The organism is Agrobacterium sp. 22-3639C2, from assembly GCF_053522105.1.
The window spans coordinates 998,195-1,016,440 of sequence record NZ_JBNWDB010000002.1 but is presented as its reverse complement, the minus strand read 5'-3'; the positions used below and the strand labels follow the sequence as shown (position 1 = coordinate 1,016,440).

Annotated in this window: 14 protein-coding genes; 13 read left to right on the top strand and 1 reads right to left on the bottom strand. The window is 59.7% G+C overall.

Annotated elements, in window-relative coordinates:
• Window positions 1-214 precede the first annotated feature (214 nt).
• The 4 genes from ACQZ6D_RS12320 to ACQZ6D_RS12305 all read left to right on the top strand — a co-directional run bounded on the left by ACQZ6D_RS12320 (window position 215) and on the right by ACQZ6D_RS12305 (window position 6,378).
• Entirely contained in the window at window positions 215-1,291 is a 1,077-nt protein-coding gene (locus tag ACQZ6D_RS12320) for an efflux RND transporter periplasmic adaptor subunit (protein WP_025595357.1), read from the top strand.
• Window positions 1,291-2,376 carry an efflux RND transporter periplasmic adaptor subunit gene (locus ACQZ6D_RS12315; protein WP_019564938.1) on the top strand — a complete coding sequence of 362 codons (1,086 nt, stop codon included), beginning with the start codon at window positions 1,291-1,293 and terminating at the stop codon, window positions 2,374-2,376. Before ACQZ6D_RS12320 ends, ACQZ6D_RS12315 begins: the two co-directional genes overlap by 1 nt.
• On the top strand, window positions 2,373-5,444 hold the full coding sequence (locus ACQZ6D_RS12310) for an efflux RND transporter permease subunit (RefSeq protein ID WP_019564937.1): 3,072 nt from the start codon (window positions 2,373-2,375) through the stop codon (window positions 5,442-5,444). Before ACQZ6D_RS12315 ends, ACQZ6D_RS12310 begins: the two co-directional genes overlap by 4 nt.
• Window positions 5,445-5,661: 217 nt before the next feature.
• The gene (locus ACQZ6D_RS12305; protein WP_019564936.1) at window positions 5,662-6,378 is read left to right on the top strand and encodes a FadR/GntR family transcriptional regulator; all 717 of its coding nucleotides are present in this window, start codon (window positions 5,662-5,664) and stop codon (window positions 6,376-6,378) included.
• On the opposite strand, the gene ACQZ6D_RS12300 is transcribed toward ACQZ6D_RS12305, so the two are convergent.
• Entirely contained in the window at window positions 6,347-7,759 is a 1,413-nt protein-coding gene (locus tag ACQZ6D_RS12300) for an aspartate ammonia-lyase (RefSeq protein ID WP_065704453.1), read from the bottom strand. The two genes, ACQZ6D_RS12305 and ACQZ6D_RS12300, sit on opposite strands and share 32 nt — an antisense overlap.
• Before the next feature lie 289 nt (window positions 7,760-8,048).
• Between ACQZ6D_RS12300 and ACQZ6D_RS12295 the strand changes: the two genes are divergently transcribed.
• The 9 genes from ACQZ6D_RS12295 (at window position 8,049) to ACQZ6D_RS12255 (ending at window position 18,237) form a co-directional block, all read left to right on the top strand.
• A complete protein-coding gene (locus ACQZ6D_RS12295; protein WP_019564934.1) occupies window positions 8,049-9,506 on the top strand; it encodes an amino acid permease in 1,458 nt (485 codons plus the stop codon).
• A complete protein-coding gene (locus ACQZ6D_RS12290; RefSeq protein WP_065704452.1) occupies window positions 9,503-10,456 on the top strand; it encodes an asparaginase in 954 nt (317 codons plus the stop codon). Before ACQZ6D_RS12295 ends, ACQZ6D_RS12290 begins: the two co-directional genes overlap by 4 nt.
• Window positions 10,457-10,622: 166 nt before the next feature.
• Window positions 10,623-10,760: a hypothetical protein gene (locus ACQZ6D_RS12285; RefSeq protein WP_003497749.1), complete on the top strand. Its 138-nt coding sequence runs from the start codon at window positions 10,623-10,625 to the stop codon at window positions 10,758-10,760.
• A 12-nt stretch (window positions 10,761-10,772) separates the two neighbouring features.
• On the top strand, window positions 10,773-10,862 hold the full coding sequence (gene kdpF, locus ACQZ6D_RS12280; RefSeq protein WP_003511473.1) for a K(+)-transporting ATPase subunit F: 90 nt from the start codon (window positions 10,773-10,775) through the stop codon (window positions 10,860-10,862).
• A 33-nt stretch (window positions 10,863-10,895) separates the two neighbouring features.
• Entirely contained in the window at window positions 10,896-12,599 is a 1,704-nt protein-coding gene (kdpA, locus tag ACQZ6D_RS12275) for a potassium-transporting ATPase subunit KdpA (protein ID WP_448729958.1), read from the top strand.
• Between the two features lie 9 nt (window positions 12,600-12,608).
• Window positions 12,609-12,773: a hypothetical protein gene (locus tag ACQZ6D_RS12270; protein WP_162995269.1), complete on the top strand. Its 165-nt coding sequence runs from the start codon at window positions 12,609-12,611 to the stop codon at window positions 12,771-12,773.
• A gap of 44 nt (window positions 12,774-12,817) precedes the next feature.
• A complete protein-coding gene (kdpB, locus tag ACQZ6D_RS12265) occupies window positions 12,818-14,902 on the top strand; it encodes a potassium-transporting ATPase subunit KdpB (protein ID WP_035199695.1) in 2,085 nt (694 codons plus the stop codon).
• Between the two features lie 11 nt (window positions 14,903-14,913).
• Window positions 14,914-15,480 (top strand): potassium-transporting ATPase subunit KdpC, encoded by a 567-nt coding sequence (gene kdpC, locus ACQZ6D_RS12260; RefSeq protein ID WP_025595364.1) that lies wholly within the window; start codon window positions 14,914-14,916, stop codon window positions 15,478-15,480.
• Window positions 15,481-15,534: 54 nt separating this feature from the next.
• Window positions 15,535-18,237 carry a sensor histidine kinase gene (locus ACQZ6D_RS12255; protein ID WP_019564930.1) on the top strand — a complete coding sequence of 901 codons (2,703 nt, stop codon included), beginning with the start codon at window positions 15,535-15,537 and terminating at the stop codon, window positions 18,235-18,237.
• Window positions 18,238-18,246 lie beyond the last annotated feature (9 nt).

The following is an 18,246-nucleotide window of genomic DNA, read 5'->3' as shown; positions in this document are numbered from 1 at the left end:
TAAAAACCGGAATCGATTTTTACAAGACGTGGTGCGTGGTTCAATATGTCGGCACATCCCCCGATGCGTCCGAGAGGACGCGCCGGGCATTCGTAATGATCATTCGGGGAGCCCGGTTTGACGTCCGGACGGTTCCCGATCGGCGACACAAGAATTTCATTGACTATTCAGTCAGTCAAATATTATAGGGTGAGGCGAAGATCAAGAGGTCACCATGAAAAGCATTCTTTTAGCAATGGCGGTCGGCGGCATTTTCGCCCTGTCGTCCTGCAGCAACGAAGAGCCGCCTGCTGAAAAGCCGTTGCGTGTCGTCGATGTGGTTGCGGCAGCGAAAAAGCCCGTCGGCCGTGGCAGCGTCATCACCGGTGAAGTAAGGGCACGGGTCCAGACGGACCTTTCCTTTCGGGTGAGCGGCAAGATCACCGAGCGGCTGGTGGATGTGGGTACCCCGGTAAAGGCCGGGCAATTGCTTGCTCGCATCGACCCGGAAGAGCAAAAGGCGGATATCGACGTTGCGGTGGCCAACCTGCAATCTGCCGAAGCGCAGATGACGCAGGCGCAGTTGGCATTCGATCGCCAGCAAAGTCTTTTCAAGACGCAGGTGACTTCGCGCTCCGCGGTCGACAAGGCGCAGGAAACCCTGCTCACCACACAAGGCGCCGTCAGATCGGCGCAGGCCCAGCTGGATACGGCGCGCGATGCGCTTTCCTACACCGAACTCAGGGCCGATGCGGATGGTGTGATCACCGCGCGCAATGTCGAAGTCGGTCAGGTGGCGCAGGCCGCTCAGCTCGTTTTCACGCTGGCGCATGACGGGCCGCGCGATGCGGTATTTGATGTCTACGAATCCCTGTTCCTCGAGCGCGATATCGACAATCTCGTCAATGTCAGCCTCCTGTCGGATCCCGCCCGCGCTGTCGAGGGACCGGTGCGGGAGATTTCCCCGACGATCGATCCCGACAATGGGACGATCCGGGTCAAGGTTGGCCTGAACGGCGATATGACCATGCCGCTCGGAGCACCGGTATCGGGTCATTTCCGCTTCAAGCAGGTGGAGGCGATTGAGCTTCCCTGGTCGGCAATGGCATCGCAGAACGGCCTTCCCGCCGTCTGGGTGGTCGATGCGCAGTCCTCGGAAATCGCCATGCGCCGGGTTGAGGTCTCCGACTATGAGACGGGTCAATTCGTCGTGGCGGAAGGACTTCTTCCCGGCGATCTCGTCGTGACCAGCGGGACCAAATTTCTCCGCACCGGTGAAAAGGTCGCCTATGAAAAGGGGCAGGCACAATAATGTTCAGGATAAACAGAAGCTTGTTTTTGCTGCTTCCGGCGATTGCGGTCTCGTCCTGCCAGGAAAAGCAGGAAGCGCCCGCTGAGGCGCCGCGCCCGGTGCTCTCCGTTGTCGTAGGGGAGACGCGCGCCGATGCGCTGCGGCTGACCGGCACGGTGGAATCGAGAATTCAGACCGATCTCGGCTTTCGTGTTCTCGGCCGGATCATTGCCCGCAATGTCGATGTGGCCGATCTGGTCAAGAAAGGCGATGTGGTGGCCTCGATCGATCCGCTCGCGCTGGAACTTTCGGTAAAGAGCGCCCAATCCGATCTGTCCAACGCCGAAGCGCAACTGGCCAATGCGGTGACGACCGAGCAGCGTCAGCGCGTGCTGGCCGAGGCCCGCAGCGGCACGGAAGCAGCACTTGAAGAGGCCGAGCAGGCCACGCGAACGGCCAATGCCGCCGTCGCCAAAGCCCGTGCAAATCTTGATAAGGCCGAGGAGCAACTGGGCTATACGCAGCTACACGCGGAATTTGACGGCGTGGTGACTGCGACATCCGGTGAAATTGGCCAGGTCGTCTCTGCCGGACAGACGGTCGTGACCATTGCCCGCCCGGAAGTGCGGGATGTTGTGGTCGATGTTCCGCAATTTGCGGCGCAGCGACTTGATATCGGATCGACCTTCGATATCGCCCTGCAACTGGACCCAAAGATACGCACCACCGGCGTGGTGCGTGAGATTGCCCCAGAAGCCGAAACCGCAACACGCACGCGCCGCACGAAAATCAGCCTTCAGGATGCGCCGCCGACATTCCGGCTCGGCTCGGTCGTCACGGCCTCAGCAATTGCCGCCTCCGAATCGCAGATCATGCTCCCCTCGTCGGCCCTGCTGAAAACCGAAGACGGTTGGAGTGTCTGGATCGTCAATACCGATACGGCCACGGTCACCTCGCGCCCGGTCAAAATAGAGGGCGAGCCCGCTGAAGGCGGCAGTGTGCGCATCACCGGCGGCGTCAAGCCCGGCGAACGTGTCGCCAGTGCCGGCGTTCACAAGCTTAAGGATGGTCAAGCCATCAGGATCGATCAGGAGGTCCATCAGTGAAGAAATTCAATCTTTCCGACTGGGCGCTCGAGCACCGTTCGCTCGTCTGGTACTTCATGCTGGTCTTCGTTCTTGCCGGTGTTTTCTCCTATCTCAACCTCGGACGTGAGGAAGATCCGAATTTCACCATCAAGACAATGGTGATCAGCGCGCAATGGCCCGGCGCTTCGGCGGAGGAAGTGGCCAGGCAGGTGACCGACAGGATCGAGAAGAAGCTCGAGGAACTCGACAATCTCGACTATCTGCGCAGCCAGACAGTCGCTGGCAAGACGACGATTTTCGTGGAACTCGTGCCGGAAACCAAAGCCAAGAATGTCGAACCCACCTGGGTGCGCGTGCGCAACATGATCGGCGACATCAAGGGCGACTTCCCCTCGGGCGTTGTCGGCCCGTTCTTCAACGACCGTTTCGGCGATGTTTATGGCAATATCTACGCCTTCACCAGCGACGGTCTCAGCCAGCGGCAATTGCGCGATCTGGTGGAGGACGCGCGTGCCAAGGTTCTGACTGTCGACAATATCGGCAAGGTTGATGTCATCGGCGCGCAAGACGAGGCGATCTATCTGGAGTTTTCCACGCGGCAGATCGCAGCGCTGGGCATCGATCAGCAATCGATTATCAAGACGCTGCAAGCCCAGAATGCTGTCACCCAGTCCGGCTTCGTCAATGCCGGGCCGGAACGTGTTGCGCTGCGTGTCAGCGGCCAGTTCACCTCGGAAGACAGCCTTCGCGCCATCAATCTGCGCGTCAACAACCGGTTCTTCCCGCTGACGGAAGTGGCGACGATCCGGCGCGGTTATGTCGATCCGCCGTCTTCTCTGTTCCGCTTTAACGGGCAACCGGCCATCGGTCTTGCCATAGGCATGAAAACCGGTGCGAACCTCGTGCATTTCGGCGAGGAGCTGGATGCACAGATGAAGCGTATCGTGGCGGACCTGCCTGTTGGCGTCGATGTGCATCGCGTGTCCGATCAGCCGGCCGTGGTCGATGAGGCGGTCTCCGGCTTCACTTCGGCGCTGTTCGAGGCGATCGCAATCGTTCTCGTCATCAGCTTCATCAGCCTCGGATTGCGGGCGGGCATGGTGGTTGCGGTCTCCATACCGCTCGTGCTGGCGATCACCTTCGTCTATATGGAATATACCGGCATTTCGCTGCAACGCATCTCGCTCGGCGCGCTTATCATCGCGCTCGGGCTTCTCGTCGACGATGCTATGATTGCTGTCGAGATGATGGTCGCACGCCTCGAGGTCGGCGATGATCTCAGAAAAGCGGCGACCTATGTTTATACTTCGACCGCATTCCCGATGCTGACCGGTACGCTGGTCACCGTTGCCGGTTTCATTCCCGTCGGCCTCAACAACAGCGCGGCGGGTGAGTTCACATTCACCCTGTTCGTGGTGATCGCCGTTTCGCTGATCGTGTCGTGGATTGTCGCGGTTGTGTTCACGCCACTGCTTGGCGTGGCGATGTTGCCCAAGACGATGAAATCGCACCATGAGAAGAAGGGCCGTTTTGCCTCTGGCTTTTCCTGGCTTCTAGCCCGGGCGCTGCGCTTTCGTTGGGTTACGATCATCCTCACGGTTGCGTTGTTTGCCCTTTCCGTTGGCGGCATGAGCCTCGTGCAGCAGCAGTTCTTCCCGGCTTCTGACCGTGTGGAATTGATCGTAGACTGGAACCTGCCACAGAACAGCTCGATTGCCGAAACCAACCGGCAGATGGCACAGTTCGAGCAGGAAGCGCTGGCGAAAAACCCCGACATCGACCACTGGACGACCTATGTCGGTGAAGGCGCACCACGTTTCATCCTCTCCTTTGACGTGCAGACGCCTGATGTCACCTTCGGCCAGACAATCATCGTCACCAAGGGGCTTGATGTGCGCGACAAGGTGCGCGCTGAGTTGCAGGACTATCTGAACCGGACGTTTACCGGCACCGACGCCTTCGTGAAATTGCTCGACATCGGCCCTCCGGTCGGAAAGCCGGTGCAATATCGCTTGAGCGGTCCGGATATCCAGCATGTCCGCGAACTAGGCCAGCAGCTGGCGGGCATCGTCGGCGAGCATCGGCTGCTGTCCAACATGGTCATGGACTGGAATGAGCCGACGCGGGTGGTCAAGGTCGACGTTTTGCAGGACAAGGCCCGCCAGCTCGGTGTCTCTTCGGAAGACATCGCCAATGCAATGAACAGCATTGTCGAGGGTTCCACCGTGACGCAGGTCAGGGATGATATCTACCTCGTCAATGTGGTGGCGCGTGCGCAGCTGGCGGAGCGCGGCTCCATCGAAACATTGCAGAACCTGCAATTGCCGGCCACGAACGGCAAGGCCGTGCCGCTGTCGGCAATCGCCAATTTCCGCTACGAGCTGGAACAGCCGACCATCTGGCGTCGCGACAGAATTCCGACAGTCACGGTCAAGGCTGCCATCATCGGCCCGACGCAGCCGGCGACGATCGTGGAGCAGTTGAAGCCGAAACTCGAGGCTTTCGAAAAGTCGCTCCCCGTGGGGTACAAGGTGGAAATAGGAGGCTCGGTGGAATCCAGCGCGGATTCGCAGGCGCCAATCGTAGCCGTGGTGCCTCTGATGCTGTTTGCGATGGCAACGATCCTTATGGTTCAGTTGCAGAGCTTCAGCCGGCTGTTTCTTGTCTTTGCCGTTGCTCCGACGGCGCTGATCGGCGTGGTGGCAGCGCTGCTGCTCTCCAACGCGCCGATGGGTTTCGTCGCCATTCTCGGCATATTGGCACTGATCGGTATTCTGATCCGAAACTCGGTCATTCTCGTCGTTCAGATCGAACATCTCAGAAGCGAGGGGGTCTCGGCCTGGCGCGCCGTCATCGAGGCGACCGAGCATCGCATGCGACCGATCATGCTGACGGCTGCGGCGGCAACACTTGCCCTCATCCCCATATCTCGGGAGATATTCTGGGGTCCGATGGCCTATGCCATGATGGGCGGCATCGTGGTTGGCACGGCGCTCACGCTGCTGTTCCTTCCGGCACTCTATGTCGCGTGGTTCCGCATTCCGCGCGAAGATGACAAGCAGGAAGCACAGGAAATCAAGACGTAATTTCCTGTGAGACAGCCACACCCTCGTGATCGCGAGGGTGTGGCGCCGGCAAAGCCACTGTCCCGCTTAAATTCTGCAAATGTGCCCGCCATCGTTGTTCCTTCGGCGCAGATAGTGTTAGGAAGATCGGCTTAGCTGCGGCAGCGGCGCTGTCCTTCAATAGATAAGCGTTTGCTTCTGCGTCGTTGACAGACCAAGGGTGCCGGAGGGTTCAAGGATGGGCGGGTTGTCGGATTGGCTTGCGGACGCAAAGCCGATCAATCGCAAGAATGCCGCAGAAGTGGTGTTCGAAGATATCCGTTCGGCCATCACCTCTGGTCAGCTCGTGGTCGGAACCCGGCTGCCCTCCGAAGCCCATCTGGCGGAAAGATATGGTGTCAGCCGGCCGATCGTGCGCGAGGCGTTGCGATCTCTCCAGACTCTGGGGTTGACGCAGACGCGCACGGGTAGCGGCACCTATGTAATGACCGCCACACCGCCTGCTGAATTGAGTTACGGAGCATATTCCGCCCGTGACCTGATCGAGGCACGCCCCTTCATTGAGGTGCCGGCGGCCGGTTGGGCGGCGCTACGGCGCACGGATGCCCAACTAGAGACCCTGCTCGAACTCTGCGACAGGATGGAGGCTGAGGAAAGGCCGCATCCGTGGGTGCTGCTGGACGGGCAATTTCATTGCGCCATTGCGGAAGCCTCGTCCAATGCACTGTTTGCCAAGGTTGTGGCCGATGCGCGCGAGGCTCTTTCCCAACAGTCCGAGATGGTCAACCTGATGGCTGGCCGGCGCGTTGCATCGAATTTGGAGCACCGCCGGATCGTCGAGGCGATCCGGCGGGGTTCGTCCCCCGATGCGCGCGAAGCGATGGAGCTTCACCTGGGTCAGGTGAAGCAGGTGGTAACGACCATTATTGGAGAAGATCGGGCTCGACACCCGTAAGCGCGGGTAGGTTGGCGAGGTGGCGGGGGCTCAGTGCCTGATGAAGTTGCTCCTCCGTCAGATAGCCGCGCTCCAGCACCACCTGCGGGACGGTGCGGCCGCTGGCCAGCGCCTCCCTTGCGACGTCAGTTGCTGCATAGTATCCGATCAGCGGGTTAAGCGCGGTTGCGAGACCGATCGATTCCTCCACACGCTGTGCCATGATGGCGGGATTGGCGACGATGCCATCGACACAACGTGCCGCCAAAGTCCGGCAAGCGGCGCTCAGCTGGCTGATGCTCTGGGAAAGGGCACGCACCATGATCGGCTCGAAGGCGTTCAGCTGTAGCTGCCCGGCTTCGGCGGCCATTGTGATGGTGATGTCGTTGCCGATTACCGCATAAGCCACCTGATTGACCATTTCGGGAATGACCGGATTGATCTTGCCCGGCATGATGCTGGACCCCGCCTGAACGGAGGGCAGGGTGATTTCGCCGATGCCGGCGCGCGGGCCGGAAGAGAGCAGGCGAAGGTCGTTGCAGGTTTTTGACAGTTTGACGGCGACACGTTTCAACACGCCGGACAGATGCACAAATGCGCCGGGGTCCTGCGTCGCTTCGATCAGGTCGGCGGCCGTCACCAGCGGGCGTCCGGTCAACCGCGCCAGATGCTGGCAGGCAAGCGCCGCATAACCGCGCGGTGCATTGAGCCCGGTGCCGATGGCGGTGGCGCCGAGATTGATCTCGTGCAGCAGGGCTGCGGATTCGATGAGGCGGGCCTGATCCTCGCCCAGCATCACCACGAAAGTGCGGAACTCCTGACCGAGCGTCATCGGCACGGCATCCTGCAATTGCGTCCGTCCCAGCTTGATGAAGCCGGAAAACTCCTGTGCCTTGCGATCGAACGCGTCTTTCAGCACACCCATCGAAGCCGCGAGATCGTCGATCGCTTCGATCATTCCTACATTGACCGCCGTCGGATAAGCATCGTTGGTGGACTGGCTGAGATTGACGTGGTCGTTGGGGTGAAGGTGGGCATAATCGCCTTTCGCGTGGCCGAGCAGTTCAAGTGCCCGGTTGGCGATGACCTCGTTGGCGTTCATGTTGGTGGAAGTGCCAGCACCGCCCTGAATTTCGTCCACGACGAACTGCTCGTGAAGCGCACCCTCACGAATTTCGCGGCAGGCTCTGACGATTGCTTCCATCCGCTCCTGGTCAAGCAAGCCAAGCTCGTGATTGGCGAGGGCGGCGGCCTCCTTCACATAGGCAAGTCCCCTGACGAGATAGGGGTTGTGGCCGATCGTTACGCCGGTGATCTGAAAGTTCTCCACCGCGCGTGCCGTGTGCACGCCCCAATAAACATCTGCCGGAATTTCCTTCGTTCCGAGCAAATCATGCTCCATGCGCGTCACGCCCACTTTTTCCTCCAATAGCTCAAAGCGTTACCAAAATCTGTAAAGCTGTCTTACAGATTTTTCGACCTTAATCCTTCGCCGTACGAAGGTCAATAATGCTTCGATCCCCTTGACGAACGGCATTCTCTGCAATTATGAGGGCAAAAATCTGTCATGCAGCTTTACAGCGATGCATGAGCTTGCTGGCGCTGTATCCAGCGCCGAGCATGCCAGTTCCAATTTTGATTTCCGGCGTATCGCCGACTGCAAAGCAAATTCATTGGGAGGAGAAATATCAATGAAATCTGTAAAAACGGCACCTGCCGAACGCGAGGTCTTCACGGAAGAAGACCTCGGATACCACAAGGCACTTAAACCGCGTCAGATCCAGATGATCGCGATTGGTGGCGCAATTGGCACCGGGCTGTTCCTGGGCGCCGGTGGACGGCTGGCGCAGGCCGGTCCGGCGCTGGTGTTTGTTTATGCGCTTTGCGGCTTCTTTGCGTTTCTGGTGCTGCGTGCACTTGGCGAACTTATCATGCATCGCCCGAGTTCCGGCTCGTTCGTGTCCTATGCCCGCGAGTTCTATGGCGAGAAGATGGCTTTCTTTGCCGGCTGGATGTATTGGTTGAACTGGGCAATGACCTCGGTGGCCGATGTGACCGCCGTTGCGCTCTATATGAACTTCTTCAAGCACTACGTCCCCTGGCTGGCGGGCATCGACCAATGGGTGTTTGCGTTGACGGCACTTCTGGTTGTGCTGGCGATGAACATGCTGTCGGTGAAGGTTTTTGGCGAGCTTGAGTTCTGGTTCAGCCTGATCAAGGTGCTGGCGCTTGCGATCTTCCTCGTCGTTGGCGTCTATTTCGTCATCTTTGGCACGCCCATTGAAGGGCATGTGACAGGCTTCAGCATTATCACCGACAATGGCGGCTTCTTCCCGAACGGCATTCTTCCTGCCTTCGTCATCATTCAGGGGGTAGTGTTCGCTTACGCCTCGATCGAACTGATCGGCACGGCGGCAGGGGAAACCGAAGACCCTCGCAAAGTCATGCCCCGCGCCATCCGCGCCGTGGTGCTGCGCCTCGTGGTGTTTTATGTCGGCTCGGTATTGCTGTTCACGCTGCTTCTGCCTTATACCGCCTATAAGGCTGGCGAGAGCCCCTTCGTTACCTTCTTCGGTTCCATCGGTGTTCAGGGTGCGGATGTGATCATGAACCTTGTGGTGCTAACCGCCGTGCTGTCTTCGCTCAATGCCGGGCTTTATTCTACCGGCCGTATTCTTCATTCGATGGCGGTCTCTGGATCGGCGCCGGCAGCGCTGGCAAAGATGAACAAGGCCGGCGTGCCCTATGGCGGTATTGCGGTGACCGCCGCCGTCACCGTTCTCGGTGTGGCGCTGAACGCCGTCGTGCCAGCTGCGGCCTTCGAAATTGCACTCAACCTGTCGGCGCTCGGCATCATCTGCGCATGGGCCGTCATCGTGCTCTGCCAGCTCAAACTGTGGCAGCTTTCCAGGCGCGGCGAACTGGCTCGCCCGGATTTCCGCATGTTCGGTGCGCCTTACACTGGCATTCTCACACTCGTCTTCCTGTTCGGCGTGCTGGTGCTGATGGCTTTTGATTACCCTGTCGGCTCGTGGACCATCGCTTCGCTGCTGGTCATCATCCCGGCGCTGGTCATCGGCTGGTATATGCTGCGCGACCGTATCCACCGTCTGGCCGGCGAACGTGCAGGCGCGGGAGCGTCGCATTGAGCGGGCATGGTGAAGCTCCATTGGTGGCGGTCATCGCCACCGGTGGTACCATCGCCAGCAGGCGCGGCGCCGATGGCGCCAGCACACCAAGCCTTTCGGGTGAAGACCTGCTTGCACTGGTTCCGCAAATCAACGCGAGGCTGAAGCCGGTCGATCTGATGGCGAAGGATTCCTCCAGCCTGACATTGGCCGACATACAGCGCATCAGCGATGCGGTAGGCGTGGAGCTCAATGATCCCGCTGTCACCGGTGTCGTCGTTCTGCATGGAACCGATGCGATGGAAGAATCCTCGCTGCTCGTGCATTTGCAGCATGCCACCACCAAGCCGGTTGTCTTCACCGGCGCACAGTTTACGGCCGACCATCCGAATGCGGACGGGCCGTCCAATCTGGCCGCGGCCATAGAAACGGCGCTTGATCAGACGAATGCCGAACGCGGCGTGCTTTTATCCTTCGGCGGCAGATGTCTGCCGGCATGGGGGCTGTACAAGCTGAGCGCGGATGCGGCGGATGCGTTCCGCTCTGCGCGGCCGGCGGCCCATGCCGCAGCGCTGGAGCTTGCTGCGCCCCTCGCCGATCTGCGGGTTGATATCGTTGCCATTTATCCCGGTTGTGATGCCGCCCATATCGAGGCAAGCCTGCAGGCCGGTGCGGATGGGATCGTGCTTGCCGCACTTGGCTCCGGCAACGCCAATCCGGGCATCGCTGTGGCGGTGAAGCGCTGTGCCGAGCGAGGCGTTCCCGTCGTCGTCTCCAGCAGGGTCCCGGAAGGACTGCTGGTGGCGAGTTACGGCGGTGGCGGCGGTGGTCACGATCTGGTCGCGGCCGGTGCCATCCATTCGTCAACGCTGCGCCCCGGACAGGCGCGTATACTGCTTGCGGCGCTGATTGCCGCCAACAGCCCGGCGGAAAAGATCGTTTCCGCGTTCAAAGACGGCTCGCTCTCTTAAGCATCGGCTGCAATGCCCGCATTGGCGGGCATCGAAATTCCTATGAGATTCCTATTTTATTCCATCTGCCGCCGTCTCGAACCTTTATGCGGTTCGGGTGCATTCTTCTGTGCGGGAAGGGATGGTGTTTCTTCCCAGCCAGAAAGAATGAAAAGCGACGTCCCACATGACGGCGCTTTTCTTCCTGTCCGGCTCCTCGGTTAAAAAAGGAGTCCCATCGATGATGGACGTTATTCTGATCGGTGCAGCCACGGTGTTTTTCGCGCTTTGCTTTGCCTATACGCGCGCCTGCGACCGGCTTTAGGCGGAGGTCGAGATGTTATTCGATTATGTTTTGAGCGGTGCCGTCACCGTCTTTATCGCCGCCTACCTCACCTATGCTCTCATTCGCCCCGAACGCTTCTGATCGGGAAGCGGCGGCTATTGAAAGTTCAATACCATGACCCTCAATGGATGGTTTCAGATCCTGCTTTTCTGCGGGATCGTTGTCGCGCTGGTGAAGCCTCTCGGCTTCTATATGGCGCGAGTCTTCAATGGCGAACGCACCCTGCTTTCGCCGGTTCTCGCACCCGTCGAGCACGGCCTTTATGCCCTTGCCGGGACAAGCGAGCGCGAAGAACAGCACTGGACGACCTATGCGTTTTCCATGCTCCTCTTCAACCTCTTCGGTTTTGCCCTGCTCTACGCCCTGATGCGCTTTCAGGGTATGTTGCCATATAATCCGGAAGGAATGGCAGCAGTCGGGCCGGAACTGTCTTTCAACACGGCAGTCAGCTTCGTCACCAATACCAACTGGCAGAATTATGGTGGCGAAAGCACCATGTCCTATCTGACCCAGATGGCTGGTTTCACCGTGCAGAACTTTGTTTCTGCCGCGACGGGCATGGCGATTGCAATCGGGCTAATCCGCGCCTTCGCGCGCGCTTCCGGCAAGGCCATCGGCAATTTCTGGGTGGATATGGTGCGCTCGACGCTCTACATCCTGCTGCCTGCCTGTATCGTGCTTACCCTGGTTTACGTATGGCTCGGCGTGCCGCAGACGCTTGGCGCTTATGTCGGTGCCCAGACGCTTGAAGGCGCGCGGCAGACGATCGCAGTCGGCCCGGTAGCGTCGCAGCTGGCGATCAAGATGCTCGGCACCAATGGCGGCGGTTTCTTCAATGCCAATTCCGCGCATCCGTTCGAAAACCCTGATGCCATCTCCAACATGATCCAGATGGTGTCGATCTTCGCGATCGGTGCTGCCTTCACCAACGTCTTCGGCCGTATGGTCGGCAACACCCGTCAGGGCTGGGCAATCCTTGCTGCCATGGGTGTTCTGTTCATCGCCGGTGTTGCAGTGACCTATTGGGCGGAAGCGGCCGGAAATCCGCTTATGCACAGCTTCGGCCTTGCCGGAAGCAACATGGAAGGCAAGGAAGCTCGCTTCGGCGTGGCACTCTCGTCGCTCTTTGCGGTCATCACCACCGCTGCCTCCTGCGGTGCGGTCAACGCCATGCATGGCAGCTTCACGGCGCTCGGTGGTCTCATTCCGCTCATCAACATGCAACTGGGTGAGGTAATCGTCGGCGGCGTTGGCGCGGGTTTCTATGGCATTCTTCTCTTCATCATCATCGCCATTTTCGTGGCGGGGCTGATGGTCGGGCGCACGCCGGAGTATCTCGGCAAGAAGATAGAGGCCAAGGAGATGAAGATGGCGGTTCTGGCCATTCTCTGCCTGCCGCTCGCCATGCTGGTTTTCACAGCCACCGCCACCATCCTGCCCTCGGCGGTCGCGTCGGTCGGCACAGCCGGACCGCACGGGTTCTCCGAGATTCTTTATGCCTATACCTCGGCTGCTGCCAATAACGGCTCTGCCTTCGGCGGCCTCACGGGCAACACGACCTGGTACAACATCACGCTTGGTTTTGGCATGTTGATGGGACGTTTTCTGGTGATCATCCCGGCGTTGGCGATTGCCGGCTCGCTGGTTACCAAAAAGACCGTTCCGGCATCAGCCGGCACCTTCCCCACGGACGGCCCGCTCTTCGTCGGTCTGCTCGTCGGCACGATCGTGGTCGTCGGTGGCCTCACCTTCCTGCCGGCCCTGGCGCTTGGTCCGGTCGTGGAACATCTGGTCATGGCCACCGGCCAGGTATTTTGAGGTGGTGCCATGACGAAGGATACTCCCCGACGTAACCGCACCCTTCCTGTCCGCACTGGCGCTCCTGTTCACGGGAGCGCCGGCCCGGGCGGCTGGTGCGCATCCAATCTCATTCTTGCAATGATGGCGGCTCTGTTCGCCGCCGTCTGCGCTCTCGAAGTTCTCACGGGCTGATCGACCCTCATCGGTCGCCCTGTTTCAAACGCTGGAGTCTCTTCATGAGCCAGTCCAAACAAGCGAGCATCCTTGATTCTCGCATTCTCGTTCCGGCAATTGCCGACGCATTCAAAAAGCTCAATCCGCGCACGCTTGCGCGCAATCCGGTCATGTTTGTCGTGGCAACGGTATCGGTGCTGACTACCGTGCTGTTCGTTCGCGATCTCATCATCGGCAATGCAAATCTCGGCTTTTCCTTCCAGATCAATCTATGGCTTTGGTTCACCGTTCTCTTCGCCAATTTCGCCGAGGCCGTAGCCGAAGGGCGCGGCAAGGCGCAGGCGGATTCGCTGCGGAAAACCCGCACGGAAACCCAGGCGAAACTTCTGACCGGTGATGATCGTAGCCAATATACGATGGTAGCCGGCGCTGGCCTCAAGGTGAACGATGTCGTTCTCGTCGAGGCTGGCGACATCATTCCGTCCGACGGTGAAGTCATCGAAGGTGTTGCCTCAGTCAATGAAGCGGCAATAACGGGCGAATCCGCCCCTGTTATCCGCGAATCCGGCGGCGATCGCTCGGCTGTCACCGGTGGTACGCAGGTGCTGTCGGACTGGATAAGGGTTCGCATCACCGCTGCTGCCGGCTCCACCTTCCTCGACCGGATGATTTCGCTCGTTGAAGGCGCCGAGCGCCAGAAGACGCCGAACGAAATCGCGCTCAACATTCTGCTTGCGGGCATGACGCTCATCTTCGTTCTGGCCACCGCGACCATTCCGAGCTTTGCGGCCTATGCCGGTGGCTCCATCCCGATCATCGTGCTGGTGGCGCTGTTTGTGACGCTCATCCCGACGACCATCGGCGCTCTCTTGTCGGCGATCGGCATTGCCGGCATGGACAGGCTGGTGCGTTTCAACGTGCTTGCCATGTCCGGCCGCGCGGTGGAAGCCGCCGGCGACGTCGACACGCTGCTGCTCGACAAGACCGGCACGATAACGCTCGGCAACCGCCAGGCAACCGAATTCCGCCCCGTCACCGGTGTTTCCGAACAGGAACTGGCCGATGCGGCGCAGCTTGCATCGCTTGCCGACGAAACGCCGGAAGGCCGTTCCATCGTCGTTCTCGCCAAGGAAAAATACGGCATCCGTGCCCGCGACATGCAGAAACTGCACGCCACTTTCGTGCCCTTCACCGCCCAGACCCGCATGAGCGGTGTGGATTTCGAAGGCTCTTCCATTCGCAAGGGGGCTGTCGATGCCGTTCTTTCCTATGTCGATGGCGGTGTTACGCAGCAAGGCAATACGGCGCTTGCCGTTAAAACCGAAACGGATGTAACGCGCGACATCCGCACGATCGCGGAAGAGATAGCCAAGACAGGCGGCACACCGCTTGCCGTCGTGCGCGACGGAAAGCTGCTCGGCGTCGTGCAGCTGAAGGATATCGTCAAGGGCGGCATTCGCGAGCGCTTCGCCGAACTTCGCCGCATGGGCATCCGCACGGTGATGATCACCGGCGACAATCCCATGACGGCCGCTGCCATCGCGGCGGAAGCAGGGGTGGACGATTTCCTCGCCCAGGCGACCCCGGAAAACAAGCTGGAGCTTATCCGCGAGGAACAGGCCAAGGGCAAGCTCGTCGCCATGTGCGGTGACGGCACGAACGATGCGCCCGCACTGGCGCAGGCCGATGTGGGTGTCGCCATGAACACCGGCACGGTCGCAGCGCGCGAGGCTGGCAACATGGTCGATCTCGACAGCGATCCGACCAAGCTCATCGAAATCGTCGAAATCGGCAAGCAATTGCTGATGACGCGCGGCGCGCTAACCACATTCTCCATCGCCAACGACATCGCCAAATATTTCGCCATCATCCCGGCAATGTTCCTGGCCTTCTATCCGCAGCTTGGCGTGCTGAATGTCATGGGTCTTTCGACACCGCAAAGTGCGATCCTGTCTGCCATCATCTTCAACGCGCTCATCATCATCGCGCTCATCCCGCTCTCGCTGAAGGGCGTCAAATACCGCCCGATCGGGGCCGGGGCGCTGCTGTCGCGCAATCTGGTCATCTATGGTCTGGGCGGCATTATCGTGCCCTTCATCGGCATCAAGGCCATTGACCTCGCCATTACGGCGCTTGGTCTCGCCTGAGGAGTATGGAAATGTTGAAACAGCTACGTCCCGCACTGGTGCTGATCCTTGCCACCACCGCAATCACCGGCCTTGCCTATCCTCTTGGAATGACGGGCCTTGCACAGGCTATCTTTCCCTTCCAGGCAAATGGCAGTCTGATCGAGAAGAATGGGACTGTTGTCGGGTCGCAATTGATAGGGCAGGCCTTCACCGGCGAGAAATATTTCCACGGCAGGCCGTCAGCTGCCGGCGACGGCTACAATGCCGCGTCGTCTTCCGGCTCCAACCTGGGACCGACGAGCGCAAAGCTTATCGACCGGGTGAAGCAGGACTACGAGGCTGCTAAAGCCGAAAATTCGGCAGCCGAGGTTCCCATTGATCTGGTGACGGCATCGGGCAGCGGTCTTGACCCGCATGTGTCGCCTGAGGCCGCCTATTTTCAGGTCTCGCGTGTCGCCAAGGCAAGGGGCATGAACGAAGCGTCACTGCGCGCCGTCGTCGACGCCCATGTGGAGGCGCCTGAATTGGGCTTCATGGGCGAGCCCGTTGTAAATGTGCTGGCTCTCAACATGGCTCTTGACGCAGCCGGCTCATGAACTGAAATGGCTATGGCTTCTTTGGAAGCCATAGCTTGTCCACTGGTGAGTTAAATGCCTGACGATAATCGTGATATGCCGAGCAGACCATCGCCGGATGCGCTGCTTGAAAACGCCCGGCGCGAGGCGCGAGGGCGGCTGAAGATTTTTCTGGGCGCAGCTCCCGGTGTCGGCAAGACCTATGAAATGCTGATGTCTGGCCGGGCAAAACTCGCAGATGGTGTCGATACCATTATCGGTGTCGTGGAAACGCATGGCCGCAAGGAAACCGAAACACTTGTGCAGGGTTTCGAGATCATTGCGCGCCGGAACATTGATTATCGCGGCCAGTCGCTGAACGAGATGGATCTCGACGCCATTCTCGCCCGTCGACCGGCGCTGGTTCTGGTCGATGAGCTGGCCCACACCAATGCGGCCGGCAGCCGGCATCCCAAGCGCTATATGGATGTTCAGGAAATTCTCGCGCAGGGCATCGATGTCTATACGACATTGAACATTCAGCATGTGGAAAGCCTGAACGATGTGGTGGCGCAGATCACCCGTATCCGCGTGCGCGAAACGGTGCCGGACAGCATCATTGACCGGGCTGACGATGTTGAGATCATCGATATCACCCCCGACGATCTGATCAAGCGCCTGCAGGACGGCAAGGTCTATATGCCCCGCACCGCGCGGCGCGCCATCGAGAACTATTTTTCGCGCGGCAATCTGACGGCCCTGCGCGAGCTTGCGCTACGGCGCACAGCGCAACGGGTGGACGAGCAATTGCTCAACCACATGCAGTCGCACGCCATCTCCGGGCCGTGGGCTGCGGGAGACCGTGTTCTGGTCTGTCTGGACCACGGCGGCAACGGCCCCGGTCTGGTGCGTTATGCCCGTAGGCAGGCCGATCGCCTGCGCGCGCCGTGGACGGCACTGCATCTGGACACGCCTCGCTCTCAGCAATTGTCGGAGGCGGAGAAGGATCGGCTGGCCGGCACCATGCGGCTCGCGCAGCAGTTGGGCGGCGAGACAGTAACACTGCCGGCGCTCGACCTGACGCACGAAATCATATCCTATGCCAACGCCAATAACTTCACCCACATCATCATCGGCCGTCCCAGAAGGTCGTGGTGGCAGAGAATTCTGCAGCGTTCGCTGACGCATGATTTGATAGACCATGCCGGCGATATCAGCGTGCATGTCATTTCCGGCGACAAAAACGCGGAGAAGCCGGTCCAGACCGTGAAGCCGGCAACGGCTCAATCGCGGTTTTCGATACTGCCCTATCTCAACAGCACCCTGTTTGTCGGACTGGCAATCGTAGCCGGCATCGTACTTGACCAAGCCCTTGATGTTCAAAATCTGGCGCTGGTGTTCCTGATGGCGGTTTTTGCGGCGGCCGTGCGCGGAGGGCTGGGGCCTGGCCTTTATGCTTCCCTGCTTGGTGCCTTTGCGTTCAATTTTTTCTTTCTTGAACCGCGTTATACCCTGACTGTCCGCGATCCCGAAAGCGTTGTGGCGCTGCTGTTCTATCTCGGTGTGGCGCTTGTCGCCTCAAATCTGACTGCGGCGGTGCAGCGGCAGGCCGCAGCTGCACGGATGCGTGCGCGAACCACGGAAGATTTGTACCTTTTTTCCAAAAAACTCGCGGTTACCGGCACGCTGGATGACGTATTGTGGGCAACCGCGTTCCAGATGGCGTCGATGCTGAAAGTCAGGGTCGTCCTGCTTCTGCCCGAAAACAATTCGATCACCGTCAAGGCGGGCTATCCGCCCGATGACACGCTCGTGGATGCGGACATTGCGGCCGCTCACTGGGCCTGGGAACATAACAAGGCTGCAGGCCGGGGCGCCGATACGCTCCCGGGTGCCAAACGCCTTTATCTGCCGCTGCGCACCGGCAGCGGCGCCGTCGGGGTGGTGGGGCTGGACGACGACCGGCTTGGCCCGCTTTTCACACCTGAGCAGCAGCGGCTTTTCGATGCGCTGGCGGATCAGGCGGCACTTGCCATCGAGCGCATCCAGCTGGTTTCGGATGTCGATCGGGCAAGGCTTGCGGCGGAAACCGACCGGCTGCGCACCGCGCTTTTGACCTCCATCTCCCACGACCTGAAAACGCCACTCGCCGCCATTCTGGGTTCCGCCGGAACGCTGAAGGATTTCGCCGACGACATTCCGCTCGAGGCGCGCACCGAACTGCTTCTAACCATCGTCGAGGAATCCGAACGGCTGAACCGCTTCATTTCCAACCTGCTCGATATGACGAGGATCGGTTCGGGCGCGATGGAGCCGAATTACGGCTTGCACTTTGTTGGCGATATGGTCGGAACAGCGCTTTCACGCGCGGCGAAAATAATTGTCAGGCACGAGATCGTTCTGGACATTCCCTCCGATCTGCCGATGCTGAAGGTCGATCCGGTGCTTTTTGAGCAGGTTCTGTTCAATCTGATCGACAATGCCGCCAAATACGCGCCCGAACAAACCCTAATCCAGATTCGCGGGTGGCGGCAGGGCAGACATGTCTTCCTGTCCGTTGCCGACGAGGGGCCGGGTATTCCCCCTGATGATACCGAGCGGGTGTTCGACAGTTTCTACCGTGTGCGCAAGGCGGACCATGTGCAGGCCGGGACCGGCCTCGGGCTCTCCATCTGCAAGGGGTTTATCGAGGCCATGGGTGGATCTATCCGCGCTGAAAACAGATCAGGTCGCACGGGCGCGCAATTTACCATAAGCCTGCCCGTTCCCGCCGAAGTGCCGGTGCTGAATCATGACTAGGGCTGAAGG